Origin of the sequence: Paenibacillus sp. FSL R10-2771, assembly GCF_038000205.1 — a bacterium.
In the GTDB taxonomy this organism is placed as follows: domain Bacteria; phylum Bacillota; class Bacilli; order Paenibacillales; family Paenibacillaceae; genus Paenibacillus_AQ; species Paenibacillus_AQ phytohabitans.
Genome location: NZ_JBBOBM010000001.1, coordinates 3,567,941 through 3,593,944 on the forward strand (window position 1 = coordinate 3,567,941; position 26,004 = coordinate 3,593,944).

The 26,004-nt window shown below is 51.0% G+C and carries 22 protein-coding genes and 1 pseudogene; 4 read left to right on the forward strand and 19 right to left on the reverse strand.

The window, feature by feature from the left end:
- Positions 1 to 3: 3 nt before the first annotated feature.
- The 7 genes and pseudogenes from NSU14_RS15290 to NSU14_RS15320 form a co-directional block, all read right to left on the reverse strand.
- On the reverse strand, positions 4 to 981 hold the full coding sequence (locus NSU14_RS15290; protein WP_340945992.1) for an AAA family ATPase: 978 nt from the start codon (positions 979 to 981) through the stop codon (positions 4 to 6).
- A 94-nt stretch (positions 982 to 1,075) separates the two neighbouring features.
- A complete protein-coding gene (locus NSU14_RS15295; protein WP_042137005.1) occupies positions 1,076 to 2,167 on the reverse strand; it encodes a GerAB/ArcD/ProY family transporter in 1,092 nt (363 codons plus the stop codon).
- An 18-nt stretch (positions 2,168 to 2,185) separates the two neighbouring features.
- Entirely contained in the window at positions 2,186 to 3,334 is a 1,149-nt protein-coding gene (locus NSU14_RS15300) for a Ger(x)C family spore germination protein (protein WP_042137003.1), read from the reverse strand.
- The gene (locus NSU14_RS15305) at positions 3,331 to 4,779 is read right to left on the reverse strand and encodes a spore germination protein (protein ID WP_340945995.1); all 1,449 of its coding nucleotides are present in this window, start codon (positions 4,777 to 4,779) and stop codon (positions 3,331 to 3,333) included. Before NSU14_RS15305 ends, NSU14_RS15300 begins: the two co-directional genes overlap by 4 nt.
- Before the next feature lie 183 nt (positions 4,780 to 4,962).
- Positions 4,963 to 5,940, reverse strand: a complete 978-nt coding sequence (locus NSU14_RS15310) for an aldo/keto reductase (protein WP_042141158.1) — start codon at positions 5,938 to 5,940, stop codon at positions 4,963 to 4,965.
- A 97-nt stretch (positions 5,941 to 6,037) separates the two neighbouring features.
- Positions 6,038 to 7,351, reverse strand: a pseudogene (locus tag NSU14_RS15315) (right-handed parallel beta-helix repeat-containing protein); the annotation flags it as partial.
- Between the two features lie 1,031 nt (positions 7,352 to 8,382).
- The gene (locus tag NSU14_RS15320; protein WP_042136999.1) at positions 8,383 to 9,243 is read right to left on the reverse strand and encodes a DUF421 domain-containing protein; all 861 of its coding nucleotides are present in this window, start codon (positions 9,241 to 9,243) and stop codon (positions 8,383 to 8,385) included.
- Positions 9,244 to 9,466: 223 nt separating this feature from the next.
- Between NSU14_RS15320 and NSU14_RS15325 the strand changes: the two genes are divergently transcribed.
- A complete protein-coding gene (locus NSU14_RS15325) occupies positions 9,467 to 9,673 on the forward strand; it encodes a DUF1657 domain-containing protein (RefSeq protein ID WP_042136998.1) in 207 nt (68 codons plus the stop codon).
- Positions 9,674 to 9,766: 93 nt separating this feature from the next.
- Here the strand turns inward: NSU14_RS15325 and NSU14_RS15330 are convergent, their stop codons facing one another.
- From NSU14_RS15330 to NSU14_RS15340, 3 genes are all read right to left on the reverse strand, one after another.
- Positions 9,767 to 10,360, reverse strand: coding sequence for a class I SAM-dependent methyltransferase (locus tag NSU14_RS15330; protein ID WP_340945999.1), 594 nt, complete (start codon positions 10,358 to 10,360; stop codon positions 9,767 to 9,769).
- Between the two features lie 219 nt (positions 10,361 to 10,579).
- Positions 10,580 to 11,644, reverse strand: coding sequence for a Gfo/Idh/MocA family protein (locus tag NSU14_RS15335; RefSeq protein ID WP_340946001.1), 1,065 nt, complete (start codon positions 11,642 to 11,644; stop codon positions 10,580 to 10,582).
- A gap of 21 nt (positions 11,645 to 11,665) precedes the next feature.
- Complete coding sequence (locus tag NSU14_RS15340; RefSeq protein WP_340946005.1) at positions 11,666 to 12,553, reverse strand: sugar phosphate isomerase/epimerase family protein; 888 nt, start codon at positions 12,551 to 12,553, stop codon at positions 11,666 to 11,668.
- A gap of 124 nt (positions 12,554 to 12,677) precedes the next feature.
- Here NSU14_RS15340 and NSU14_RS15345 point away from each other — a divergent pair, with 124 nt between their 5' ends.
- Entirely contained in the window at positions 12,678 to 13,547 is an 870-nt protein-coding gene (locus tag NSU14_RS15345) for a helix-turn-helix domain-containing protein (RefSeq protein WP_340946007.1), read from the forward strand.
- Positions 13,548 to 13,609: 62 nt separating this feature from the next.
- On the opposite strand, the gene NSU14_RS15350 is transcribed toward NSU14_RS15345, so the two are convergent.
- From NSU14_RS15350 to NSU14_RS15370, 5 genes are all read right to left on the reverse strand, one after another.
- Positions 13,610 to 14,770, reverse strand: coding sequence for a Gfo/Idh/MocA family protein (locus tag NSU14_RS15350; protein WP_042136991.1), 1,161 nt, complete (start codon positions 14,768 to 14,770; stop codon positions 13,610 to 13,612).
- A gap of 210 nt (positions 14,771 to 14,980) precedes the next feature.
- A complete protein-coding gene (locus tag NSU14_RS15355; RefSeq protein ID WP_340946009.1) occupies positions 14,981 to 16,189 on the reverse strand; it encodes an L-serine ammonia-lyase in 1,209 nt (402 codons plus the stop codon).
- Positions 16,190 to 16,211: 22 nt separating this feature from the next.
- Entirely contained in the window at positions 16,212 to 17,048 is an 837-nt protein-coding gene (locus NSU14_RS15360; RefSeq protein WP_340946012.1) for an enoyl-CoA hydratase/isomerase family protein, read from the reverse strand.
- Complete coding sequence (locus NSU14_RS15365) at positions 17,038 to 17,877, reverse strand: enoyl-CoA hydratase/isomerase family protein (RefSeq protein WP_340946014.1); 840 nt, start codon at positions 17,875 to 17,877, stop codon at positions 17,038 to 17,040. Before NSU14_RS15365 ends, NSU14_RS15360 begins: the two co-directional genes overlap by 11 nt.
- Positions 17,878 to 17,906: 29 nt before the next feature.
- Positions 17,907 to 19,124 carry a M20 metallopeptidase family protein gene (locus NSU14_RS15370; RefSeq protein WP_231575376.1) on the reverse strand — a complete coding sequence of 406 codons (1,218 nt, stop codon included), beginning with the start codon at positions 19,122 to 19,124 and terminating at the stop codon, positions 17,907 to 17,909.
- 232 nt (positions 19,125 to 19,356) lie between these two features.
- Here NSU14_RS15370 and NSU14_RS15375 point away from each other — a divergent pair, with 232 nt between their 5' ends.
- Complete coding sequence (locus NSU14_RS15375) at positions 19,357 to 20,670, forward strand: hypothetical protein (RefSeq protein WP_042136983.1); 1,314 nt, start codon at positions 19,357 to 19,359, stop codon at positions 20,668 to 20,670.
- Between the two features lie 66 nt (positions 20,671 to 20,736).
- Here the strand turns inward: NSU14_RS15375 and NSU14_RS15380 are convergent, their stop codons facing one another.
- Positions 20,737 to 21,618, reverse strand: coding sequence for a LysR family transcriptional regulator (locus NSU14_RS15380; protein WP_340946018.1), 882 nt, complete (start codon positions 21,616 to 21,618; stop codon positions 20,737 to 20,739).
- Positions 21,619 to 21,738: 120 nt separating this feature from the next.
- Between NSU14_RS15380 and NSU14_RS15385 the strand changes: the two genes are divergently transcribed.
- Complete coding sequence (locus NSU14_RS15385; RefSeq protein WP_340946021.1) at positions 21,739 to 22,641, forward strand: DMT family transporter; 903 nt, start codon at positions 21,739 to 21,741, stop codon at positions 22,639 to 22,641.
- Here NSU14_RS15385 and NSU14_RS15390 read toward each other — a convergent pair.
- From NSU14_RS15390 to NSU14_RS15400, 3 genes are all read right to left on the reverse strand, one after another.
- The gene (locus NSU14_RS15390) at positions 22,636 to 23,553 is read right to left on the reverse strand and encodes an alpha/beta hydrolase fold domain-containing protein (protein ID WP_076244942.1); all 918 of its coding nucleotides are present in this window, start codon (positions 23,551 to 23,553) and stop codon (positions 22,636 to 22,638) included. The two genes, NSU14_RS15385 and NSU14_RS15390, sit on opposite strands and share 6 nt — an antisense overlap.
- Positions 23,550 to 24,113, reverse strand: coding sequence for a PadR family transcriptional regulator (locus tag NSU14_RS15395; protein ID WP_076244939.1), 564 nt, complete (start codon positions 24,111 to 24,113; stop codon positions 23,550 to 23,552). Before NSU14_RS15395 ends, NSU14_RS15390 begins: the two co-directional genes overlap by 4 nt.
- A 365-nt stretch (positions 24,114 to 24,478) precedes the next feature.
- Complete coding sequence (locus tag NSU14_RS15400) at positions 24,479 to 25,978, reverse strand: DHA2 family efflux MFS transporter permease subunit (protein ID WP_042136976.1); 1,500 nt, start codon at positions 25,976 to 25,978, stop codon at positions 24,479 to 24,481.
- Positions 25,979 to 26,004: the final 26 nt, after the last annotated feature.

Below are 26,004 nucleotides of genomic sequence, written 5' to 3' on the forward strand. Positions count from 1 at the left end.
GGCTCATTCCACCCTTCCGCCTCTGGACAGGACAGCAGCCTCCGCCGGAACCTCCACCTCGCGCAGCACCTGTAGCACGACCTCTGCCGATTGCCCCTCGCGGACTCCGGGTCCGCGCTGAAGGATTAGCCGGTGTGCAAGCACCGGAACGGCCACAGACTTAATATCATCCGGAATAACATAATTCCGCCCTTGAATCAGAGCATATCCCTGCGAAGCACGCAGGAGGGCGAAGCCTGCCCGGGGGCTCGCACCCAGCCGGACAGCAGGAGATTTACGTGTAGCCTCGACCACACTGATCATATACGCCAGCAGTTCATCACTTACATTAATACCAGCGGTAAGCCGCTGCATCTCTTGAATTTCCTCTGCACCTGCAACCGCACCGGTATCCTCCAGCGGGTTGTTCTGGCGGAACCGCTGCAGAATATGAACCCCTTCATTAAATGTGGGGTACCCTGTTGTAATCCGCATTAAGAACCGGTCGAGCTGTGCCTCCGGCAACGGGAACGTCCCCTGGCTGTCAATCGGATTCTGCGTGGCGATGACCAGAAACGGCCGCTGCAGCTCATGAGTCACACCGTCGATGGTAATCTGCCGCTCCTCCATACATTCCAGCAGGCTTGACTGGGTACGCGGAGTGGCCCGGTTAATCTCATCAGCGAGCAGAATACTGGCGAATACCGGACCTGGACGGAATTGAAATTCCCCGCTTTTCTGGTTGTAGTAGTTGATGCCGCTTAAGTCAGAAGGCAGCAGGTCGGGCGTGAATTGAATCCGCTTGAATGTGCAGTCCAGCGAGCGGGCGAGTGTTTTGGCAAGCAGCGTTTTGCCTGTTCCGGGCACATCCTCCAGGAGTACATGACCATTTGCGAGCAAAGCTGTCAGCAGCAGGTTTACACCATCTTCTTTTCCGACAATAACCTTAGCCAAATTTCCCCTTATCGATTCAATTAGAGCAGATGCTTCTTGAAGATTCATGTATAATGACACCATCCTATTCCAAAAAAAGGTATGTACTATAGCTTAATCATACCAGAAAGCGTCTACATTATATAATTGGGAGAATCAACAGTCATTTCAGCTGCTTGCCGGACTTCGAGCGTACCCATGCTACGATAAAATAGTACACCGGTATAAACTCCACAATCAGCCAAAAAATACTCGTATTGAAAGAATAATAATTGTGGTAATATACGGCCACATTCATCGAGTATACAAATGCAATTGTAATGGAACAGACCGTCAGGAGCGGAATCATAATTTTTTTTGCTTTTTGTCTGGTAAGATACAAGGCGCATTTATAAGCAACATAGATCATAAAAGAGCTGTGAATGAACATTGAGGACGACCATATGCCAATCAGAATCGGATCAGAGTTTCCCAGGAGATCATCATTCGAGGAACTGCGGATCATCTGCAGGAAGGGAAACTGCAGTTCCTTCCCGAGATACGGGCCGAAATTCAGCATGGTCATAAGCCATACTATCAGAACAATCAGTATCACAGTGATCCCCCCCAAACTTAGTGGCTTCATGATCTTATTGCTGATCTTAAGCTCCGGGGCAACAAAAAGAAACACAACCCATTCGCCAAACCAGGACATCACCGTAATCGAATCCTTAATGACGATGCGCGGGTCATGATAATGGATAAATGCCGGAAGCATAGAATATTCTGCATGCTGGATGAATAAATACGTACTTAGAATGGCGAAGACAATGCAGATCAGAGCAATGCCTTCCGACATATACACCATAGAGGCAAAACCCAGATGAGCGGTGTACATAATGACCAGACCTACAACAAGTATAATAAAAAGCGGGGGAGTTCCGCGCAAATAATTGCCTCCGAAGAACAGTGCGAAATTGTGTATATCATATGATACGTAATAAATACACCAGCACAAGAGCAGAATCACTATGATTCCATGCAGCCACTTCCCCATAATTTCTGCCCCGAACTCAACCCAGCCTATTCCCGGCTTGAGCTTTCCCACCATGATCGTGAAATATAACAGAATCAGCCCAAGGAAACCGCCAAGAATCAGGCTTATCCATCCTTGATAGGATGAGGTTTCAATGAGACCGGGAATCAGAAACATCGTACTTTGAGAGCCAAGGTATACAATCGAGAACCGAGTCATTTGCCATTTAGATGTCCGCATATTTCCTCCTTCGCCCCCTTATTTCTCCGAACCAAAATCCGCAATTTTAAAATCAGCTGTCACCTTGATCCGGGCCTCCCTGCTGTAATAATCCTCCCAGTGATCACGCAGACGTTTCCATTCTTCCGGATAATTCCATTCCAGCAGCATACCGAGCTGAAGTACATCTATTCCCGCCTTCTGCACATTTTCCAGCGTCTCCGAAACTTCCTTTACCGCTTTCTCCTGAAGTTTGGTCTTAAGCAGATGGCTGAGCTGGTCCGCTTTACGTTGTTTGGAATCCTTGAAAGAGGTTATACTCGCCCGGCCTTTTAGCTTCACATGGAATTCTGGCCCTTCAGGAGTCATCTTGACAGAGGAGGAGGTTTTGTCATTCAGAAAATACGCAGTGGCAGTCCCCTTGCCGTCATCATCCCAAGCAAACGAATTTACAGATTGAACATAATGATCTGCTGCCCAAGCCAAGGCTCTACCCTCTTTCACCTTCAGTATGGCCTTCATCTTCTTATCCTGAAACAGCATCACACCGTCTACCCCGCACCAATATTCCGTTTTCCCCTGCTCGGAAGTTTCACTTTTTTTGCCGAAAGATAAATAATTCATGGCATAGCCCATATGGTAGGATTCCGACAGTATGCAGTCTCTGATTGTTGTGCTGAACAGAATCTTTTGCCTGGCCATATTATTAAGCACCTGATCGGGCAATTGCTCGAAGACCGGTGTCAGCATCGGGATCTCCTTAGCCTTGCCTGGAGCAGCCATAATATAGGTTCCGAGAGAATTCTCAGGCTGCCGCTGGAACCATTCCAGCATATCTCCTATCCCCTGCTTGGCATATTGTTTGCCCAGTACAATAATCTTGAGATGTGAAGCCTCCATTTTGCGTGACAAATCCTTCTGAATCAGCAGGATAGCTTCCGGAATGGTCGGTGCAGTCTTGGATACCATAGAGTAGCTCTTTCCGTCTCCAGCCGCGCCCCCTTGTGCGCCTGAATCCAGACGGTTCGGGAGCGGCGAACTGATAGTCACCTCAACCGTTCCGGGTTCCTCACCAACATCAATAAACAAGCCAAATACAAAGGTCAATTCGTCGAGTTCCAGCTTGGACCAGCAGCCGGTCAGATTCAAAAGCAGCACTAACACAAGGATCAGCTTGAGGGGCTTCATTGCTTCTGTCTCCTTTTATTCTTCCTGTCGGTATAGGAGGAGCTGCGCTCCGTCATATACTGGGACGGAACACGGACCACGGTATCCTTCCAGTCTTCCAGAACCAGCGGAGCCACTGGCTGGAGAAAGGGAGTGCCAAACGATTTTAGATTAGCCAGATGGCCATATATGATAAAAACGGCGATGAAGACACCAATCAGTCCCATCGTCCCCCCCAGAATCAGGAGCACGAAACGCAGCAGCCTGAAGGTCAATCCAAGCTCAAGATGGGGGATGATGTAGGAGGCGATACCCGTAATGGAAACTACAATGACCATGGGTGCTGAGACAATTCCCGCCTGTACCGCAGCCTGCCCTATGACAATACCGCCGATAATAGAGACAGTCTGGCCAACCGGCTTCGGAATGCGGGTCCCTGCTTCTCTCAGTGCTTCGAAAGTAAGTTCCATGAGCAAAGCTTCCGTCAGTGCGGAGAAAGGGATATTCTCACGGGCGGCAGCAATGGTGATCAGCAGGTTGGACGGAATAATCTGTGCGTGGAAGGTTGTGATCGCCACATATAAAGAAGGCAGAATCATCGATATCAGCGAGAAAAAGAAGCGGACCAGCCGGATCCAGCTGCCGGCATAGAAGTTCTGGTAATAATCCTCAGAGGATTGCAGGAGCGCAAAGAAAGTTACAGGTGCCAGTAATGCCGACGGGGTACCGTCCTGCAATATGCTGATTCTGCCCTCCATCAACGATGCGGCTACAGAGTCGGGACGTTCTGTATATTGATAGATTGGAAAAGGTGAAAAATGCCCCTGGCGCATATGCTCAGCCAAATAGCTGATGCCCAGAATTCCGTCGACTGAGAGATTATTTAGTTTCTCTTCCATTTCAGCCAGGATTTCCGGCTTACAGAGCCCTTCGATATAAACCAGATATACATCGGTTTTGGTGTATCTGCCGATCGAGAAATGTTTGGTCTTCAGATCGGCATGCTTGATCTTGTGCCGCAGCAAGGACAGATTCGTCTGAACATCCTCGATAAAAGCCTCCTGGGGTCCAATGACCACCAGCTCGTTCTGCGATTCGGACACTGCCCTCTTCTGATACTGGGTAATTTCGAAATAATAGACATACGGCAGTCCTTCAATACAGAGAACCGGATTCCCGCTGACAATCAGCTCCACGGCCCTGTCCGGATGAAAAGCCTTCATATAAGGAATCGCAAAGGCTGAGCCGCGGTCCAGACGCTCCATGAATTGCAGCCAGTCCGGTTCACTGTTAGCCTCTGATTTCAGCGGGCTGGCAACAAACTCCTGCAGGCTGAGCATGTCCACGATGGCAGGTATATAGATCAGCATGCAGGCGTGTCCGTACACATGTATCGACTGGTATACAGCATCGCTGCAATCCGTGAGCTGTTCTTTGATGAGCTCCAGTATATTCTTGTCCGGCACCCTGCCTGCCTCCTTCCGGTTATAGAGAATCTTCCTTAGTGTGCCAGAACACCCTGAATTTATGCCCCCTAAGCGCAATAGCCCCACTATGCGGGCCCCAAAATATATAAATTTCATTAAAAAAGGAGCCGGATCATCCCGGCTCCTTCATTAAACAGTGTATTATCGTTGCTGTATCTGTCCTTAGTAGCCCATCACAGGATGAGGAATATAAGGCTCCTCCAAACGGAGTACATCTTCCGGACTGAGCGTAACCGATACCGCTGCAGCAGCATCCTCCAGATGGCTCATGCTGGTCGCACCGACAATCGGTGCTGTGACCGGCTTCTTCTGGAGGACCCAGGCTAGTGCAACCTGGGCACGCGGAAGACCCCGTTCTTCAGCAATCTCCTTCACTCTCAGCGCCACAAGGCGGTCGGCTTCCTCCGTCCGGGAGTACAGCAGCTTAGCAAATTGGTCACTTTCCGATCGGGTACTCGTCTCCTGCCAGTCCCGGGTCAGCCGCCCGCGGGCCAGCGGACTCCAGGGAATCACTCCGATCCCTTCCGCTTTGCACAGCGGCAGCATTTCCCGTTCTTCCTCACGATACAGCAGATTTACATAATTCTGCATCGATACGAATCGTGTCCAGCCGTGCCGCTCCGCCACATGCAGTGCCTTCAGAAACTGCCAGGCAGACATCGAGGATGCTCCGATGTAGCGTGCTTTGCCCGCCTTCACCACATCATGCAGCGCTTCCATCGTTTCTTCAACCGGTGTCGACGGATCCCAGCGGTGAATCTGGTACAAATCCACATAATCCGTCCCCAGCCGCTTCAGGCTATGGTCGATCTCGCTCATAATAGCCTTACGCGACAGGCCTCCGCCATTGGGGCCCGGGCGCATTTTACCATGCACCTTAGTAGCAATGACTACCTCATCACGGGAGGTGAAATCCTTGAGCGCACGTCCGACAATCTCTTCGCTGGTACCGTCAGAATAAATGTTGGCCGTATCGAAGAAGTTGATGCCCAGCTCCAGCGCTTTGCGGATAAACGGCCGGCTCTCCTGCTCATTCAGTGACCAGGGATGAGTTCCGCGCTCCGGCACCCCGTAGCTCATACACCCCAGACAAATCCGTGATACATCCAGTCCCGTTGTTCCCAGCTTCACATATTCCATAATCGGCAGCATCCTCCCTATAGCAAATTAGATCCTATGAAACCGATTATAGTATACCGCTGCCGGCCGGAAATGGAAATCCGTCCTGTTATCCGGCTTATTGAAACGTAGCGCCGATGTTCGTACCGCTTGGCGTACCTGATCCGATCAGATCACTTCCGGCGGCCAGCTTCAGAAAGCTGCCGAGGCTGAACGAACCGTCCGCATTTCTCACGACCGAAGGTGTAAGACTGACAAAATCACTACTGCTTGCGCTTAGGCCTTTGGCATTGGTGCTGGCATTGCTTTTCCACCATACATTGGTGCTGAGGATATCCGTTCCGCTGGTCTTATCGCTGGAAGCGCCGGCAAAACTCAGATTATTCGTAAACTGATGAGTTCCTGTATCAAAGGCAAAATTGCTCTGACCATTGCTCCACGAGGTATTATTGGTCATTTGAATGGAACCTGGATTGCTGTTGTAGGTGAACCCGTGTTTTTTGTTCTGAAAAGCGATGCTGTTCAACACGATGTGATTGACAGCAATCTTTTCACCGCCAAGCTTGAAGCCGTTGCCGTCACTGTTCGCTGTGCTGTTTCCGTCCGAGGTCTGGCCATTCTTATATGCAATGCTGTTCTTGATCGTGACCACACCAATAGGGCCGGTATCCGATTTGGTATAGAGATCCCAGCCGTCATCTGTGTTCCAGGCCGAGATGCAATAGTCGAACACATTCCCGGGTCCAATCGTCAGCTTGGCGGCAAATCCGTCAGCATCCTCGCCATTATCCGGATCGAAGTTGTCATGGGAATACACGCCGATGATCTGGTTATAGCTGGGCCAATCGGCCATGTTAGACAAGGTAGAGGAATAGCGGCTGATTTGCAGCCCGGAGTCCCGGTTATGATGAACCTCAACATTCTGGATAATGTTGTAGTTACCGCCGATGAAGATACCGTTATCTCCTGCCCCTTTCACTTCAAGGCCCTTTACATTCCAGTAGTGTCCGAATATCTGCAGGCCGCGCTCAGTAGAAGCAAAGGTCTCTCCTGAGAAATCCAGTACCGGCTTCTCACTTCCATAGGCCACCAGGTTCTTGCGCAGCCCGGAGCTTCCGCTGTTCTCCCGCTCAACCGTTACCGGAGCTGTGAAGGAGTAGGTACCTCCGCGCATGTAAATTGTTCCTCCGGCAGCCACTCTGGTAAGTGCCGAAGAGAGTGTCGTCGGACTGCCAATTGTACCCGGATTACCGGCTGCCCCGTTGGGTGCAACATACAGGCTTCCTGATACCGGTGTTACCGTTGGCGTCGGGGCGGCCGTAGGAACTGGAGTTGGTGCTGTGCTCGGTGTTACTGTTGCTGTTGGTGTACTTACTGGGGTTGCCGTAGGTGCTGAAGTCGCAGTAGCTGTGGGGGCGGTAGTTGGACTTGCGGTTGCTGTCGCTGCTGGTGTTGCGGATGGTGCAGCGGTCGGAACCGTGGAACCTGCCCCGTTGACTACGACATTGTCGAATTTGACTGAAGTCTTGTAAGCAACAAGGCCAATGCCTCCGGCAGTCAAATTGTTATCGTGTGCATTTAATTGCAGCACATTATTCACATACATATTTATTGAATCTCCACTCAGCTCAAGCTTCACTGTGTACACAGTGCCTGTAGAAACCGCGAAGTCTTTGGAGGCCAGCGTTGTGCTCGAACCCGAGACTTTTTTGCGGATTTCGAGTGTGCCGCCATTGCTGTTCGACAAAGAAGCTGCGTAGTAGTTGTTCCCGTCCGTATACCGCCCGCACACATAAGTCCGGTTGCTTCCGTTGAAGTTATCCACCTTCACATCCGCTTGCACGCTATAATCAGTCCATGTGCTGCTGCCTGCGGAGGTGCGGCCTTCTGTACTGGCAGATTGATAATATACCTTGGAGCTGCCATCCTGAATCACAGACCATGTACCTGTGGTACTGGTCCAGCTGCCTGCACTGCCGGATTCAAAATCATCATTGAACAGACTTGCCGCAGCAGCTGAAGGTATGCCCCATTGCAGCCCGCCCAAGACGAGCACTGAAGAAAGCGCAATCATTAAAGCATAAGTAAATCGCTTTTTTATTTTCACGTTAACATTAACCTCCAAAGTATTGGATTATTTAATAACCATTTGCAGCGTTTGCATTACGGTTGCAATTCCAACGAAAACTTGTCTGTCTAAGTGCAGCAGCTATACGCCATGGCGTTCCTCCCTTTGCCCGACTATGCAGATCACTGCTTTGTGTTCTTTTTCGCAGCAGCCAATCTAATCTCCACTATAAGTAAATATTTGTAATTGTACAGAGGTTTCAGAACCATTTTATTGTATTTCTTTGAATTATAGAATTTTCTATGAATTTTCCGCCGGACTCTTCTGGATTCACAGCGATGTGCATAGGAAATAACCCCACTATGTGGGGTCTTAGCTTCAATCAATATTTGGTGTCAATTTTGGATAAAAGGCTTCAGCTTCTTCAGCAAGGTCTGCAGCTGTTCTGAGCAATTTTCGTACATCTGCTTGGCTTCTTTATGCTTCGTTGACAAGCTGAACAGCTCCAGATCGGCTTCGCATTTCTTAAGCAGCGCATACAGCTGGGGCTTGTCCTGCGGCTGCTGAACCTCCACATTATCCGTGTACAGATCTACGGTAAGCTCGCCGTAAGAGTCTACCTGGCCCAGGAATACATTCTCCACGCTCAGATCAAGCTTACCAAGTTCCCCCTCCAGCCAGCCGCGCGACAGATTCAGGGTATCGAGCGGTTCATCCATAATTTCGCCGTCCATAATCACAGCCTGAGTCTCTCTCTCTGGAGCAACCTTAATCCCAAGATGCTTGGGTGTAAGCGGCTGATTCTCACGGGTGAGCAGCACATTGATCGCACCGTCCGACTCCATAATGGCAAATTCAACATCAGCCACTTTGAAGACATCCTTTTTGCGCAGCTCCTCCAGCAGCTCGTCCGTCGACAGACGCTCCTTCTTCATATTGTCTTCCAGGATCTTACCGTCTTTGATCAGTACGGTCGATTTGAAATCAATGAAATCCCGCGCTTTCTTGCTCTTGATCTGAAGGAATTCAATTCCGAACGAGAAGGCAACCCAGACAATTAGTGCAATCAGGCCGAGGTGCCAGGTTTTGTCCGTATCCAGCGAGATATATGCTGCCAAGCTGCCTATAGTAATTCCCGTAATGTATTCGAAAAAAGACAGCTGTGAAACCTGACGCTTCCCCAGTATTTTAGTAAGGAAGAAAAGCACTACTACAGCAAAAATTGTCCGAAGAATGACCTCCAGTGCTTCCGGCATTCGTAAAACCTCCTGTAAAGTTATTCATTACCCGCATATATCGCATCAGCTTCATTATTTGTCAAAACAGGCGGAAAATAACCAAGAGAATAAATTCCTGCTGCCAAATGGGCGCACAGACTATCTGCCAAATGGGATTTGTTACCTGTATGTCCTGCTAAGGGATGCGGATACTACACTGTGAGATTCTGTTCCAACCCAGACCCGAGGAGGTAATGATCCAATGACTGTTGCATCACAGGTCAAAACCTGCGTAGCTTCGCTGAAGAGCGCCCAAGCCAGTCTTGAGCAGTTCGCCATGGAAACCCAGAACGAGGAAGCCAAAACCCTGTTCACCAATGCTGCAGAGCAGACGCTGCAGATTGTCCAGCAGGTGGAAGGCCGCGTAGCCGAAATCGAGAAAGAAGAGCCGCAGTATAAAGGGTTCTAACCGGCATTAGTTATTAAGAACGCAAAAAGGCTGATCCATACGCAGATTTCTCTGCTACCGGATCAGCCTATTTGTTACTTTTAAATACAAGTCTCACACTTTAACTGCATCTGCAATTAATGAAACAAAACCTAACTTCCCCTCCGTATTACGGTGATCAAAACGCTTGGACCGGTAGATGAAACCGCCGCGCTCATCCCAGGGAAATTCATGAAATTGGCCGGATTCATCACAGTACTCCAGCAGTTTAACCTGATACCCTGCGGCAGTGAACATCTTCTGCAGAGTAATATAAGTATGTACGATCCGGTGAGAGGCAGCAGGATGGTCCAGGGGTCCCGGCCCGCCGATCTGCACAATGTTCTGATAAGCTTCATCCGGGAAGAATCCGTCCGGAACAGCACAGCGGATATATCCGCCTGGAGCCAGATAGGTATAACAGTTGCAGGCTGCCTGCACACCTTCCTCATAGGTCAGATGCTCCCAGACATGTTCGGCAAGAACGACCTTCAGGGAGCCGGGGCTGAATTTCTTAGACCAGTCCGCTTCACGCAGCAGATTCAGTTCCGTTTCTTCCGTATGCAGCCATCCTTTGTTGTGCGGACTACCTCCGCTTCCAATCACTACTCTTAATGGTTCATTCAACCGGATCACTCCTTGATTAGCATCCACTACCCTGGTATTCATTGTAATCTCAATTGGAGTAATCAGGAATACAGCATTGTCAGATTCAGATGGATTTATGTGACTTATTTTGCATAACGGATTCTCAGTCCGCATCACGCTACTCGTCTTGTTCCAGCACTACCAGTAACCAGTTACAAGTTTCTTAGAGAATCGCTGATTTCCTATCTTTCACAAAAGAAAAGAGCCGCCGGTCGGCTGCCCTTCCCTCTTCCGCACATTTTATTTATCCGGCACATTCCGCTCGGCATTCCGGATGAATTCGGCAATGTCCAGCTTGCTGCCTGTCCGCGCACTCTCCAAAGCGCCAAGCACCATCGCCATACTATAGCGGTTGTCGCGGCAGTCGGTCTCGGCTGGGCGCTGCTCCGCAAGCGAGCGGAACATCTCTTCGAGACAGCCCTGATGGAAGGTCTCCTCCATCTGCACAGCCGGCCCTTCTACCCGCTCATATTCATTGAGGAACTGTCCGGCAGCTTCACCGCCACCGATAATCTCGGCATACGGCATATCCCGGCCATCCCAGATCGCTGCCCCCCGTTCCCCCTGGACTCGCCATGAGGCTTCCCAGGACGTAGGCGCGCCTTCTGCACACCATGAGCCCTGATAACAGAATACGGAGCCGTCTGACATTTCAAAAATACAGATAGCCGCCGCATTCCCTTCATACCACGATCCTGGAGGGTTGAATTCCTGGCAGTACACACTTACAGGATCGGCGCCGCTGATAAAGCGGGCCTGATCGAAGGTATGGATGGCCATGTCCAGGAGCAGCGGGCTGTCCATCGCTTCCCGGAAGCCGCCGAAATGCGGAGCCAGAAAGAAGCTTGCGCTTATGGAACCCGTCCGCCCTATGGCTCCCGAGGTGATTAGCCCGCGCAAAGAGCGGATATGCGGATCATACCTGCGGTTCTGCATGACGGCATGGCTCAGCCCGGTACGTCCGGCCATGTTAACGATTTCATTACATTGCTCCATCGTTTCCGCCAGCGGCTTCTCGGTAAAGACATGACATCCGGCTTCCAGTGCCTTACTGGCAATACTGAAATGGCTGGAAGGCACGGTGATATCGAACACCAGATTGGCCGCTGTAGCTTCAATTGCCTGTGATATATCTGTAAATACCGGGCAGGTGAGTCCATGTTTCTCTGCCATGGCCTGCGCGGATTCCACCCGGATATCTACGAGTCCGACGATTTCAATATCAGCATGCTTCAGCGCATAGCTGATCCATTCATTAGCCATCGCTCCACAGCCCGCAACAACTACACGATACTCTGCTGTCATAGGTGTTCCCCGCTTTCTGGATTAGACCGGATTTGGCACGAAACTGCCGCCCCGGCAATTCTTCAAATAATGGAGCGCATGAACCTGGCCGGTCATTTCCAGATCGTCACGGTAAACGGGATCATGCCAGCCTTCGATGTCAATAGTTCCTGTGTATCCGGCCTGCCGCAGTACCGAGATTACATCAGTCCAATTCGTATCCCCGAAGCCCGGTGTCCGGTGCCACACATACGGTTTAGGTCCGTGAATTCCGTATTCCTTGATAATATCCCAGGCAATCGTAGCGTCCTTGCCGTGCACGTGGAAAATTTTGTCCGTCCATTTGCGCAGCTGCGGAATCGGATCAATCAGCTGCACCATCTGGTGGCAGGGCTCCCATTCCAGACCCAGATTATCGGCATTCACCGCATTGAACATCTTCTCCCATGCTGTAGGGTTATGGGCAATATTCCAGTCTCCGGATTGCCAGTTTCCATCCATGGAACAGTTCTCAAAGGCAATTCTGACGCCACGGTCCGCGGCTCTTTTGGAGAGCTCACCAAACACCTCTGCAAATTTCGGGATGGACTCGTCAATCGAAACCCCGGGCAGTCGTCCGGTGAAGCCGGAGACCATATCGGTTCCAAACAAATGGGCGTGGTCGATCAGCCGTTCCCAGCTGCCCAGCGCATCCGAGTTATCCCCAGTGCCTGTAAGCGGATTCCCGAATATCCCTACAGAAGAGATCACGAAATCATGCTCCGCAGCCAGTTCACGCACCCGTGCAGCAGTTTCTGTCAGATCCGTGTTTCCCGTTGTCTGCCAGAAGGTCAGGCTGAATGATTCGAACCCGTGACCTATAATTTGTGGAATCACTCTTAGTGCATCCCCGCCTCCCACCAGTGTCCCGATTCTCATTGTATCCTGCATCTTGTATACCACTCCAATATTGGTTTATAGTTAGTTCAACAACCCAAGTATATCCTTCATTTCGGGCAAAATCTCTTCTTATCTTGTGTTAAACTAGCTGAATCTTGTGGGAGTTGAAGCCATCATGACTTATCCGAAGGAACTTAAGGAATACCCTGCGCTCGAGGAGAAGATCTATCCATTCCGCTTGTTCTTTAATCAGTGCCAGGGCGCCAAGCCCGAGCAGAATATCCTTTTCCTGCACTGGCATGAGCATTTCGAGATTATTGTCATGCGTGAAGGCCGGGCGATCTTTCATGTGGACAGCAAACCGTATGAAGCCGGTCCCGGAGACGTAATCATGGTACCTTCCGGCGGGCTGCATGTCGGCTATAGCTTGTATAGCGGAGATGTTTCTTATATCTCGATTGTTTTTCATGCCTCATTGTTCAAGGACCGGAATCAGGATTCCCAGCATGAGCAATTTGTGGCCCCTTATCTTAGCAATCAGTATCAGTTTCCGGTCATGCCGGTGGTCCACAACCCGGAATGCGCCTCGTATTATTCCTTGCTTGAGCGGATTATTGAGGAGGTGCAGGCTAAACAACCGGCTTTTCAGCTCGTGGTGAAGAACCAGCTCCACTTATTCTTCACACTCCTGTCCCGTACCTTCCCCGCCCAGCAGAGTGAACGTCATTCTATCAACCGCGAACGCTTCAAGCCGCTGCTGGAATACCTGGAAACACATGTCGATCAGAAAATGTCGGTCGAGCGTGCTGCCCGCTTTGTCAATCTGAACGCTTTCCATTTCTGCAAAACCTTCAAGAAGCTGACCGGACGCACCTTCATTGACTATGTGAACCTGTGCCGGATGGATGAAGCCGAGCGGCTGCTGCGGGAGACCGGCTTCAGCATTACAGAGATTTCCGGCAGAGTCGGCTGTGACAATCCCAATTATTTCACGAAGCTCTATAAGCAGTACAAAGGCCTGACCCCAACCAGGGCGCGAAAATAAGACATAAAAATAACACCGCAGCAGATTTCGTGCGGTGTTATTTAAATGCTCTATGAGCTTATCTACATTTCAGATATCGGAACCCAGCGCCGCTCTTCAATCGAACGTTCCACAGCTTCCAGTACAGCCTGGCATTTCACACCGTCCCGGAAATTCGGCTCAGGCTGACGGCCTTCGGCAATCGCATTCGACAGCTCCAGCATCTCGTGAATGAATGTGTGCTCAAATCCAATCGTATGACCCGGCGGCCACCAGGCTTCAGCATAGTCATGTGCGGGATCGGTGGCGAGCACTCTCCGGAAGCCCTGCACATCCTCATCATCCGAGGTCAGATAGACCTCCAGTTCGTTCATCCGCTCGAAGTCGAATTTCACACTGCCCAGACTGCCATTGATCTCAAAAGAATTGGTCGAACGATGCCCGGCCGCGAACCGTGTCGCCTCAAAGCTGCCCAATGCGCCGTTTGCAAAACGGGCCAGGAACAAAGTAGCATCATCCACCGTTACCGCGCCGCGCGGTGCATCTTTGCTGGCCCGGGCGCTGAGACCTGTCATCTCCGTTGCCAGGGGCCGTTCCTTGACGAACGTCTCACTCATGCCGATGACCTCCTGCACATCCCCTACCAGGAAATGGGCCAGATCAATCAGATGGGCCCCCAGATCCCCATGCGATCCTGAACCGGCAATCTCCTTCTGCAGCCGCCAGACCAGCGGGAATTCAGGGTCGAGAATCCAGTCCTGCAGGAACCAGGCACGGAAATGATAGATCTTTCCCAGCCGCCCGCTCTCGATCAGCCGTTTCGCCAGCCTGACCGCCGGGGAGAAACGGTAATTGAAGCCAACCATATGAACAATGCCGGCCGCCTCTGCAGCCTGGAGCATTTCTCGCGAATCTGCCAGATTCAGCGCCAGCGGCTTCTCGCAGAAAATATGCTTGCCTGCAGCAGCAGCCGCCAGCGCAATCTCCTTATGGGCATTGCTCGGCGCATTGATGTCGATTAGATCAATATCGTCACGCCCGATCAGCTCTTTCCAGTCGGTTACACTCTCCGACCAGCCCAGCTGGTCTGCCGCCTCCTTCAGCGCTTCTTCATTGCGTCCGCAGATGACGGACATTTGCGGTTTGACGGCCTTCGGGAAGAACATCGGCAGACTGCGGTAGGCGTTGCTGTGGGCCTTGCCCATGAATTTATAACCTATCATTCCAATGCGTAGCTGTTCCATTTGAAGCCTCCTCTGTTGAAATCACACTCCATGTACACGCATACATTTTCTCATCCAAGCGGCGCCCCGTCAAATTGCTTCTTGAAGCAGCAGCCTGCCCTGTATAGCCTCCAAAAAAAGAACGTCCTTTCTGCCAACCGGCAGCACGGGACGTTCTTCGTTACATTACACAAGTATGAAATTACAGCCACATGATCATGGAAGTATCATTTAATTGTCAGCTTTGTAGAGCTTAGCGAGCCCGCCTTCTGAAGTTTCGCGGTACCTGCTGTTCATATCCAGGCCTGTCTCATACATGGTCTGTACTACCAGATCAAAGGATATCTTACGGGTACCAGACAAGAATTTGGCCAGGCTCAGCGCATTGATCGCCCGCATCGCACCGACAGCATTCCGCTCAATGCAAGGGATTTGAACGAGTCCGTTAATCGGATCACAGGTTAACCCCAAGTGGTGTTCCATAGCAACCTCCGCCGCATACTCAATCTGGTCGATCTCCATACCGGACAGTTCAGCCAGTGCAGCCGCTGCCATAGAGCAAGCCGTGCCAACCTCCGCCTGGCAGCCGCACTGAGCGCCGCTGATGGAGGCGTTCTGCTTGACCAGGTTGCCAATGAGCCCGCCGACGGCCAGAGCCCGGAGGATCTGTTCGTCAGGGACCTGCATCTTCTCCTGCATATAACGGAGCGAAGCGGGCACGACACCGCTGGCCCCGCAGGTCGGGGCCGTTACGACCGTGCCGGCGGCGGCATTCTGTTCGTTGACAGCAAAAGCGTACGCGCTGACGATCCTGTTCTCCCTCGTCTCCGGGCTCTCATCCATATCCCGCTGATGATACAGATATTTCGCCTTGCGTTCGACCTCAAGACCGCCCTCCAGAATACCTGTGACAGACAGCCCTTCGTCAATCGAACGCTTCATCGCTTCCCAGATTCCTTGGAGGAAATCCCAGATCTGTTTGCCTTCGCGCTGCTCGACGTAATCGCTTAGACGAATATGATTGGCGTTACAAAAGGTGCTGATCTCAGCAAAGCTGTTCTCAGGGTAGACATCGGGCGTTTGCATCTCCTCCCATCCCTCAATAACGATGTCCCCGCCGCCGATACTGACGACACGCATGGATGAGATTTGGCGCCCGTCTTTGTAAGCGAACAAATCCATCGTATTGGGATGGGGCAGAACAAAATCTGCCTGTGGAACAAATTCAACCTCCGCCGGAACGGGTGAAAGTGCTCTAAGAATAGCCTTGTCCGTCAAATGGCCTTTGCCTGTTTTGGCAAGGGAACCATAGATCAACGCCTTGAACTCATCTGCGTCTTCATTCTCTGATTTGAAGATCCTGGCCGCCTTCTCCGGCCCCATAGTATGGGAGCTGGACGGTCCACTGCCAATCTTAAATAGCTCAGTCAACGATCTCATAGCACCCTTATCCCCCTTCTGGCTATTGCCCATTCCTCTGAAAACGTTCCTTGAGCTTCATGAGCCGCTCATGAATCCCCTCATCATCCATGGCCATGTCATACAATTGGTGAGTAATCTGTAGACCCTGATCATGGGCAAGGGCTTTTTTCCACGGGTGCGACACAATCGAATGTGTAAGATGTCTTACCGGGCGGGGCGCCTGCATGATTCTTTCTGCCAGCTCCCACGCGCGTGGAAGAAGCTGTTCACGAGGCAGCACCTCACTGACCAGACCGAGGTCTAATGCCGCTTGAGCATTAATGTTCATCCCCGTATATGCGTAGAATGCCGCTTTCTTGGTTCCCAGCAGTTGTTGAAGTGCTAAGACAATTCCGTCTCCGGGCGGTACACCGCCCAGGTAATGGGCATCGAAGAACGCTGTGTCTTCCGCACAGATGGTAATATCACACAGCGTCCCCAGCTGCCAGTGTGAGCCTGTGCCATTGATCACCCCAATGGTGGGGATGTCCAGGCAATGAACCATATTCTCAATCATTCTGAGCGATTCATGATACATCTCCAGCTTCCGGCGATTCGGCCAATCCATGAATTTCGTATTCCAGACTTCAGGATTGCCGGTCTGCCATAACTCTCCTGTCCCTGTAAGAATGATGACCTCATTCTCAGGATCACGGCCAATATCTGACCATACGTGACCATATGCGGCTTGGACCGGCCAGTCGAATTGTAAAGGTCCCCCGCCGGTGTGCATACGCACTTCCAGGATGCCGCCGCGGCGGGTCATGAGGAATAAGTCCTTGTACCTCTCCGAGTATTCTTCGAACTGTGTAGGTCCCGTCATTTCTCTATTGAACATCGTTGCCCATCAGGCGTCCCTGCATTTTCTTCAGCCGCTCCAGTGCTCCTTCTTCATCAATAGCCATGTCGTACATCTGGTGGGCAAGCTGGAATCCCTGATCGGCGACCAGAGCCTGCTTCCATGGCCGGGAGATAATGGAGTGAGACAGATGTCTCGTTGAACGCGGTGCCTGCATGATCATCTCCGCGAGCTCCCAAGCGCGTGGAAGAAGCTGCTCACGGGGCAGAACTTCACTGACAATACCCAGATCCAAGGCGGTCTGACCATTGATATTCTTGCCGGTGTATGCGTAGTAGGCTGCTTTTTTGAAACCGATCATGCTCTGCAGTGTGAGCAGCATTCCATCTCCTGGAGGCGTGCCTCCCAGATAATGCGGATCGAAAAAGTCCGCGTCTTCCGTGCAAATGGTAATATCGCAGAGCGTTGCGAGTTCACAGTGCGTTCCCGGCCCGTTGACCGCCCCGATTGTCGGGATGTCAATGCAGAAGATCAGATTTTCAAGCAGTCTCAGCGATTCATGATACTGTTCGAGCTTCTTTTGCTTCGGCCAGTCCATGAATTTAGTATTCCAGACCCCAGGTTCGCCAATCAGCCATTTATCCCCGGTTCCCGTAATAATCATGACTTCGTTCTCAGGGTCACGGCCAATATCTGACCAGGCATGAGACCAGGCGGTATGAGCTTCCCAATTGTGCGTGTACGATCCTCCGTCGGTGTGAAGACGCACTTCAAGGATTCCGTCACGGCGGGTCATTAACAGGAATTCCTTGTATTTCTCCGAGTACTCTTCAAATTTGGTGGGTCCAATCATCCGTCTCTCTGTCATTGTAATTCCTCCTAAGTTTGGTTTAGAGCTTATCTGTTACTTTCAAGCCAGTCTCTGGCAAAAGCTGCGTAAGCCGCAGCCCCTCTATGAAGCACCTCATCCGAGAACATCGTCTTTGGATGGTGTACAGGGTAACGATAACCATCTTCGATATTGCCTGCGTTAAGAAACACTGTGGTACTTGGTACCGCCTGTGAGACAAACGCGAAGTCTTCTGAGCCCATTAATTTGCCGCCGGGTACCAGTTCGGTTATACCAATGTAGGAACCGTCACCAAAGGTATTTGCAATCGAAACCCTCATTTGCTCATTAAGCCTGCCATCCGTTTTCACTTCGGGACAGCCTCTGGTATAGATCACTTCCACCTTGGCCTGAAAAGTTTCTCCGATCCCTGCGCTAATTTCGCGGATTCGGGTCTCCACTTTATCCCGCAGTGCGGTGTTAAATGTGCGTACACTGCCTTTCATTCTGGCCGTATCGGGAATCACATTGTTTGTACTTCCGCCTTCCATCACGCCTATGGTAAGGACTGCATTATCAATCGGCGAAATTTCCCGGCTAAGTATACCCTGCAGCGCCAGATGAAGATGAGCAGCCACATTTAAGGGGTCCACTGCGGCCTCGGGCATTGCGCCATGTGAGCCCCGTCCGCGGATGATGATTTCGAACCAATCCGAAGAAGCAGAAATCGCTCCACCTTCCTCAGGCACTACAAATTGTCCGATAGGAAGTGGCATTCCGGTCAACACGTGAAGCATCATGGCTGCATCCACTTTAGGATTGTCGAGAATCCCGCTCTCAAGCATCATTTTTGCCCCGTGCAGCGTCTCTTCACCCGGCTGAAACATAAGCTTAACCGTCCCGCGAAGCTGCTCTTCGTTAGCCTTCAGGATCTCCGCCGCTCCCAGCAGCATGGAAGTATGCATGTCATGACCGCAAGCATGCATGTTCCCGTTCAACGACGCGTAAGAAAGCTCCGTTTCCTCTGAAATGGGCAAAGCGTCCATATCTGCACGGAGAAGAACCACCTTCCCGTCATGCTGTCCGCCAATGGTAACTGTTAGCCCTGATTCCCCTACGGGAGCGGGCTTAAGACCCATCGACTCCAACACCTCTTTGACGTAGGCCGTTGTTCTGGGCAAACTTAAATCAAGCTCCGGAATCGCATGAAGATGATGCCTGTACATGACCAATTTGTCCTGCAGCTGATGAGCCATACTCAAATCGTCTCCAGCTTCTTCAATCACAATAACATCTCCCAAAACACAAATTGAATGAATGTAAGTACAGAGTTTAAATGGCCTCCTTCACATTTTAAGACTTTTTAAGAACGATTTTATCGTACTTTTAAATTCATTCGCTGTCAAGAGATTATTAGACATTTTAAGAACATTATTTTAAAGGTGCCGGAACGTTGTAATATCACATTTATTGTGATATAACTCTTTTGATTGCATTGTCTTTTGAAAGGAATATACTATGAAAATCAAGCTGGGTATTATCACGCCAGAGAGCCATATGGATTATTTCCGCGCCATTGAACAAGAAATGCGGCCCATATGCCAGTTCCGGTTCCTTACCATCAGCACCTTCGGACAAACAACAGACCTGTATCTGCAGAACTTAGATTCGGTGGATGGATTTGTGGTCAGCGGCAGGATGCTTTATGAGTCAATAGATAAGGATTGCCTGGATGAGAAGGTCCCTATTCACATTTTGCAGGATAATGAGAACCTTCTATATAGAGAACTCTTCCGGGTGCTGGTGACAGAGCCCGGGCTTGATATATCGAGGATCTATGTGGATTATGCGTATGTTATCGATTCCTTCAGTGAATTCCAGCAATACCTGACTCATGAAGGGAAGCCTGTTGACAGCGGAGATTTGTTCGAACGGGTGGAGACCATGCTGGAGAACCATATCACTTTGTGGGAAGCCCAAAAAATAGACCTGTCCATTACAGCGTTCGGCCACTTTGTTCCAGAGCTCAAAAAGCACGGAGTCAGATATATCTTGATCCGGCCCACTTTGGAAGATGTTAAAGAGACCCTAAGCGAGATCATCAACGAGATTACCATCCTCAAGCTTAAGAACCAGCGGGCAGTTGTCGCATACTTATCGGTCCACAATGAGCAGCCACCATCTGAAGATCAGCTTCAAGAGCTGAAAGCCCTGGTTGGCAGGTTTCTGCATAGCGTGAATCTTGCCGACACAGCCCAAATTTCGGAAGGCTTTGTCAGACTATACACCACTTACGGAAATTTCATGAAAATTACCTCCAATGCGCAGAACTGCTCACTGCTGGAGTATCTGGAATTGTACGTAAGCTACAAGGTGAAGATCGGGTGGGGCTCGGGACATGAATATTTTCAAGCTAACGAAAACGCCGCCAAAGCTTATAGACAGGCGAAAGCCTACACGGGCAGCTGCAGCTTTTTTATAAACGAGGATCAGAAGGTTATCGGCCCAATGCAGAGCATGAATGTCATACAGTTCTCTGAACAGGGGGACCCGGAAATCATCGCATTGGCCAAAAATATTGGAATAAACAACATCAATTTGCAGAAAATCATGTCCTACGCAGAAATTATGAGAACAAATAAATTATCCTCTGAGGATGTTGCTGGGTGCCTGTCCATGACCGTCAAAGGTGCAAACCGTATCCTTAACAAAATTGAAGAAAAAAAATACGTACAAACGGTATTTGAAAAACGTGACAACAGTAAAGGGCGGCCGAAAAAATACTACGAGCTGTTGTTTCTCGACAAAGAAGGACGCAAATTAAGCAAATGATGCGCATTGCAAAAAGGCATGTTTTCAAAACTGAAAACGTGCCTTTTTTGCGCTGGATTTATCAAGTCAAATCCCTTCTTGGCCGGACGACCAGCTCTGCACATGCTGCAGGAATCGTCTCGTTGCAGGAGAAGCATATTTCATCGAGCTGACGGCAATTCCCAATGAGCGGAAACTCCGTTCCTCCAGCTCAAGCATGGCCACATTATGATTCTGGAACCGGGTGACCAGCTCCGGGAGGATGCTGATGCCCAGCCCCTTCTCTATCATGGCTATGATCGCATAGTCATCCCCGGCCGAGAATTTGATGTTCGGCTTAATCCCCGCCTTCTCCAGCACCCGCTGCACATCATAGTCCGAGCCGGGTCTCGGAATGATGAAATCCTCGTAGGCGATCTGGGCCAGCGGCATGTACGGGGCTTTGCTCAGCGGGTGGTCCAACGGAAGAATCGCCAGCATCCGGTCCTGCTTCAGCGGAAAGACCTCAAACTTCTCCCGGGTAGGCAGCGACAGGAAGCCGCAGTCGACCACACCAGCCTCAATCCATTGCTCAATCTCCAGATATCCGCCCTCCATCAGCTTGAATTCAATGTATGGGTACTCTTTGCGGAACTGTTTGATCATGTCCGGCAGCCAGTGAACGGATACGCTTGTGAAGGTGCCTAGTGTAATTGTCCCTGTCTCCAGACCATGAATATCGGCCACCTGCTGCTTCAGCTGCTCATTCCATTTGAGGATTTCGCGGATAGGCGGAATAACCTGCTCCCCATTGACCGTCAGCTTGACACCGGAACGGCTCCTCACAAGCAGCGGAAAACCAAATTCGCTCTCCAGGCTGCTGATCGTATGGCTGATACCGGATTGGGTGAAGCCCAGCACCTCGGCGGCTTTGGTCAGACTGCCCAGTTCAACCACTTTGAGGAACACTTCGTATTTGATTATACTCATCGCTGGCCCCCATAGTTTGCATGAGAATTACTCATGTTTCATATGATAAACATTCAGTTACCTTATGTATTTGAGCGTATTATACTATAATCACTTGAAATAAAGAAGGATGATGATGGAATGAAGCCGCTAAAGGCCGAGCTGATGCTCATAGTAGTAACGATGTTCTGGGGTTCCTCCTACCTGTTCATGAAAATGGGACTCGGCACACTGGGGGAATTCAATCTGATTGCACTACGCTTCGGACTGGCCTTCATTCTGGCGGCTCTGCTGTTCCGCAAACGGCTGCGCAGTGTGGACGCCAGAACATTGAAATATGGAGCCCTGCTCGGCTTTCTTCTGCTCGGTGTGTTCACCTGCATCACCTTCGGACTGAAGACCACCACGACCTCCAATGCCGGATTTCTGGTCGCTTTGACCGTTGTTTTTGTACCGCTGCTGGATGTTCTGATCTTCAAAAAGAAGGTCGCCCCTCCGCAAATCTTCGGTGCCATTCTGGCCATCGCCGGCATCGGGCTGCTCACCCTGAACGGGTCGCTGCATGTACAGCCTGGTGATCTGCTCTGTATTCTGGCTGCCATTTTCTACGCAGTGCAGATTCTGGTTACCAGCCGCGCTGTCAAGAGCAGCGATTCGCTGAATATCGGCATTCTGCAGCTGGGCTTCGCCGGGGGATATGCCCTGATTCTGTCAGCAGTCTTCGAGACTCCTGCACTGCCTTCGACACTTCCCGGCTGGATCGCCATCCTCGCACTCGGTATTTTCTGCAGTGCCTGCGGCTTCATCCTGCAGCCCGTTGCCCAGAAATACACAACGCCGACCCGCACCGGATTAATCTTCGCCCTGGAACCGGTCTTTGCCGCCTTCTTCGGCTACTGGTTCGCACATGAACAGCTTTCGCTGCAAGGCTACACCGGCGCTGCCCTTGTCCTGCTGGGCATTATAGCTTCCGAACTGCTCGGCAGATTGCACTTCGCCCCTTTTCAGGCAAGGATGCTCAAGAAACGGCGGGCAGATCTATAAGTCTTCAATAATTGCTCTGATCTGTGCTCTCGCTGTCTTGGATTCCGGGAAGAAGAACAGCGGCCAGACATGCAGCATTTGCGGATATTCATAGTAGCCGATCTTTATTCCTTCAACCAGTAACCGGTCTTTGAACCTCTTGACATCGGGATACACAATGTCATGCGTCCCAATGAAGATGCTGACCGGCCCTATATCCGTGACCTCCCCATAAGCGGGGCTGATCAAATGAGAAGTAATCTCCTGATCCCCCGCATACCACTCAGCAATTTCTTTGATGGCAGGAACTGCCGTGACAGGGTCTTTACGCTCCACAGCCTTGATATCCGGGTTGCTGAAGGTCATGTCGAGCACCGGGGAGATCAGGATCGTGTGTGCAGGCCGTGGTATCCCCTTTTCCTTAAGCAGCTGCACTAGTGCAAGCCCCATTCCGCCGCCAGCCGAATCCCCCATGACCACAAGCTTGTCTCCACACTTAGAACTCTGTGCTAACATCTCCTCATATAGCGGTACCAGCATCTGAAATACTTCCTTATGTCCATATTGCGGTGCCAAAGGGTACATGGGAACCGCAATCGTACACCTCAGCTTGTCTGCCATACCGGCCAGGAACTCCCAATGCAGCGGGGATATCTTCAGCACATAACCTCCGCCGTGCAGATACAGGATCTGTTTGCCGCCCGAAAGAGACTTTGCAGACAGCACATAGTAAGGAGAACCGGCTATCTCACGCTCTTCGACGCTGCATAACGTATACACTTTAGCCGGCGGCTTACTGCTCTCCTTCCGCTGCTTCGTTTCAATTTCCTTCCGCAAAGCTATCCCTGTCTTCTTCCACATGGCGTTAATCCTCATGAGGCGCAAGCCCAGCTTAACCGCTCTGCTCTGCCAGCTTTCTTGGGAACCCTTCATTGTTGTCCTTCTTTCTGCGTCATCACGGCTTCCCGCAAACGCTGCGCCCAGGCCAGATCCAGCTCCTGCGCCTCCAGACGCACCTGCAGCAGATCCATCGTTGTCGCATAGAACCGCCCTCCCGGCGCGGCAGCATCAGGAGCAGTCTCTTTTCGGAAGGCGTCTATCCCTTTTAGCAGCTCTGCAATGCCTTTAGCGGCGTACGCAAGATAATGGTCTACAAGCGCCAGCTGCGCTTCAGGGGCAAGGAACTCCAAATGCTGGGCTTTAATATGAAAAAGCTTCTGATAGGTTGCCGACTCCGTCCCCGTATCCATCATCAGCTCGGTGAACCGGGTCCGCCCTTTACCGGTGAGCTGCAGCGCACGGGACGGCCGTTCACTGGGATAAGGCACTGATGAAGGATCGGCTTCGCAGATCAGTCCCTCTCTCTCAAGTCTGGACAACAGGGTGGACAGCGTTCCGCGGCTGATTTTCTCCCACGGGCTGATAATCTTCGCAATCAGATAAGCATGCAGCGGGAAATGCATCAGCAATGACAGGACCAGTAATTCATACATAAGGAAACCCCTCGTTAATAGTTTTATTAAAACTATATAGAATTCCTTATCAGCCGTCAAGCGGTTCACAAAATACTCCAACTGGCGCCTGCCCCGGATAAATCCCACATACCGCCGTAATTCCTCCCATTTCGCCTTCTGTATCGCATCCAAGGCGATGTGATGTATACCTCTAATTCCTCCTTTCGCCCTTCTGTATAGCCGTCCTATAAGATGACAGCAATTGAGTGACTTCAGTTCTTGCTGTAAAGACATAAATGTTGTATTTCGTGCAGGATTTCGAATCGTAATCGCGACAACGGGGGTGAAATGAGAAAAAACCGCCGCAGCGATTAGCTGAGGCGGCCGTAAACCCAAGATATAAATTAATGTCCCATCATTACAGCAGCGTCGGCCTGCTGCCCTTCCGGAGTTCCGGCGGAACCGGCTGTCTTCGGCTTGCGCAGAATCAGACTGATGACCACTCCGGCCAGCGCGATGCATGCGGAGAGGAAGAATACATCATTGAAGCCCTGAACAGCGGCGACAAGCGGATTGCTTCCGGCAGCCATCTCACCCATATGAACGGTAATCTGGCTGGTTAAGTATCCGGTCATTCCGGCAACCGCGAACGATACTACGACCTGCTGGGCTGCGGCGGTCAGCGGAGTCACCCGGCCAACCCATTCACGCGGAGCGGAGTTCAGAACATGAGTGTTAACCGGCATCATCGACAAGCCCATACCCAGACCCATCATAGCGAGACAGCCCATGATAACGGGAAGACTGGTGTCTACCGTAACACCGGACAACAGGAACAGTGCAGTGGAAATGACACTGAGTCCGACGAACAACAGCGGACGTGCACCAATTTTATCGAATAAGCGGCCGCCCACCGGCATACCGATACCGGATGCCAGCGCCTGCGGAAGCAGAATCAGACCTGTCTCAAGCGGTGTGTAGTTGCGGATCTGCTGCAGATACAACGGAACGAACAGCATGGAACCGAACAAGGCAGCCTGGGTCACCCAGGATAGGATAATGCCGCGTGTGAAGTCCGATGAACGGAAGACGCGCAGCTCCAGCAGCGGATGCTTCTGCATCAGCTCAGCGATGACGAACAGCACCAGCGCCACACCGCCGACAGATAGACCTACGAGAGCCCCCGTCGAAGTCCAGCTTTCGCCTCCGCCTTGATTGACGCCATAGGCAAGCATGGAGAACGCAAGCGGAGCCAGAATGATACCGAAGATATCCAGATGGGCTTTGCCCTTCTTCTCTGTAACAGGCAGATATTTAACTCCCAGAATGATACCAACGATACCGATAGGCAGGTTGATAAGGAAGATCCAGTGCCAGCTCACGTATTCTACCAGCCAACCGGAGAGGATCGGTCCAAGTGCCGGAGCCAGCAGCATGGGAATTCCGAGCATCCCCATAATAGAACCTCTGCGCTCTGCCGGAGCCAGTCTGAAGACCATGGCCATACCGATTGGAGCTACCATACCGCCGCCAAGACCTTGAATGACACGGAAGATGACCAGCTGCGTTGAGGTCTGGGCAACCGAACAAAGAACGGACCCCAGTACAAACATAACAATAGTCGTTAGAAAGACTTGCTTGGAACCGAAGCGGTCAGTCATGTAGCCAGCCAGCGGAATTACGGCAGCCAGCGCCAGCGTATAACCCGTAATGGCCCACTGAACGGTCTTAAGATCTGTTGCGAAATACTGCACAAGATTCGGTACCGCAACGTTTACGGCAGTGCTGTCCAGGATAACCATAATCATGCCGACGATAATAGCCATTAACGGCGGAATAATGGCTTTCAGCGAGAACGGTGCTTCTACTGCTGCACTGTTTCCTTTATTTGCGGTGTTTGTCATTCTATTCTCCACTCTTTTCTCTGTTT

Coding starts and splice junctions, on each gene's coding strand:
- NSU14_RS15290 (WP_340945992.1), bottom strand. CDS start 981: ATGAATCTTCAAGAAGCATCTGCTCTAATTGAATCGATAAGGGGAAAT.
- NSU14_RS15295 (WP_042137005.1), bottom strand. CDS start 2,167: ATGCGGACATCTAAATGGCAAATGACTCGGTTCTCGATTGTATACCTT.
- NSU14_RS15300 (WP_042137003.1), bottom strand. CDS start 3,334: ATGAAGCCCCTCAAGCTGATCCTTGTGTTAGTGCTGCTTTTGAATCTG.
- NSU14_RS15310 (WP_042141158.1), bottom strand. CDS start 5,940: ATGGAATATGTGAAGCTGGGAACAACGGGACTGGATGTATCACGGATT.
- NSU14_RS15320 (WP_042136999.1), bottom strand. CDS start 9,243: ATGCCGGAAGCACTGGAGGTCATTCTTCGGACAATTTTTGCTGTAGTA.
- NSU14_RS15325 (WP_042136998.1), top strand. CDS start 9,467: ATGACTGTTGCATCACAGGTCAAAACCTGCGTAGCTTCGCTGAAGAGC.
- NSU14_RS15330 (WP_340945999.1), bottom strand. CDS start 10,360: ATGAATACCAGGGTAGTGGATGCTAATCAAGGAGTGATCCGGTTGAAT.
- NSU14_RS15335 (WP_340946001.1), bottom strand. CDS start 11,644: ATGACAGCAGAGTATCGTGTAGTTGTTGCGGGCTGTGGAGCGATGGCT.
- NSU14_RS15340 (WP_340946005.1), bottom strand. CDS start 12,553: ATGCAGGATACAATGAGAATCGGGACACTGGTGGGAGGCGGGGATGCA.
- NSU14_RS15345 (WP_340946007.1), top strand. CDS start 12,678: ATGACTTATCCGAAGGAACTTAAGGAATACCCTGCGCTCGAGGAGAAG.
- NSU14_RS15350 (WP_042136991.1), bottom strand. CDS start 14,770: ATGGAACAGCTACGCATTGGAATGATAGGTTATAAATTCATGGGCAAG.
- NSU14_RS15355 (WP_340946009.1), bottom strand. CDS start 16,189: ATGAGATCGTTGACTGAGCTATTTAAGATTGGCAGTGGACCGTCCAGC.
- NSU14_RS15360 (WP_340946012.1), bottom strand. CDS start 17,048: ATGTTCAATAGAGAAATGACGGGACCTACACAGTTCGAAGAATACTCG.
- NSU14_RS15365 (WP_340946014.1), bottom strand. CDS start 17,877: ATGACAGAGAGACGGATGATTGGACCCACCAAATTTGAAGAGTACTCG.
- NSU14_RS15375 (WP_042136983.1), top strand. CDS start 19,357: ATGAAAATCAAGCTGGGTATTATCACGCCAGAGAGCCATATGGATTAT.
- NSU14_RS15380 (WP_340946018.1), bottom strand. CDS start 21,618: ATGAGTATAATCAAATACGAAGTGTTCCTCAAAGTGGTTGAACTGGGC.
- NSU14_RS15385 (WP_340946021.1), top strand. CDS start 21,739: ATGAAGCCGCTAAAGGCCGAGCTGATGCTCATAGTAGTAACGATGTTC.
- NSU14_RS15390 (WP_076244942.1), bottom strand. CDS start 23,553: ATGAAGGGTTCCCAAGAAAGCTGGCAGAGCAGAGCGGTTAAGCTGGGC.
- NSU14_RS15395 (WP_076244939.1), bottom strand. CDS start 24,113: ATGTATGAATTACTGGTCCTGTCATTGCTGATGCATTTCCCGCTGCAT.
- NSU14_RS15400 (WP_042136976.1), bottom strand. CDS start 25,978: ATGACAAACACCGCAAATAAAGGAAACAGTGCAGCAGTAGAAGCACCG.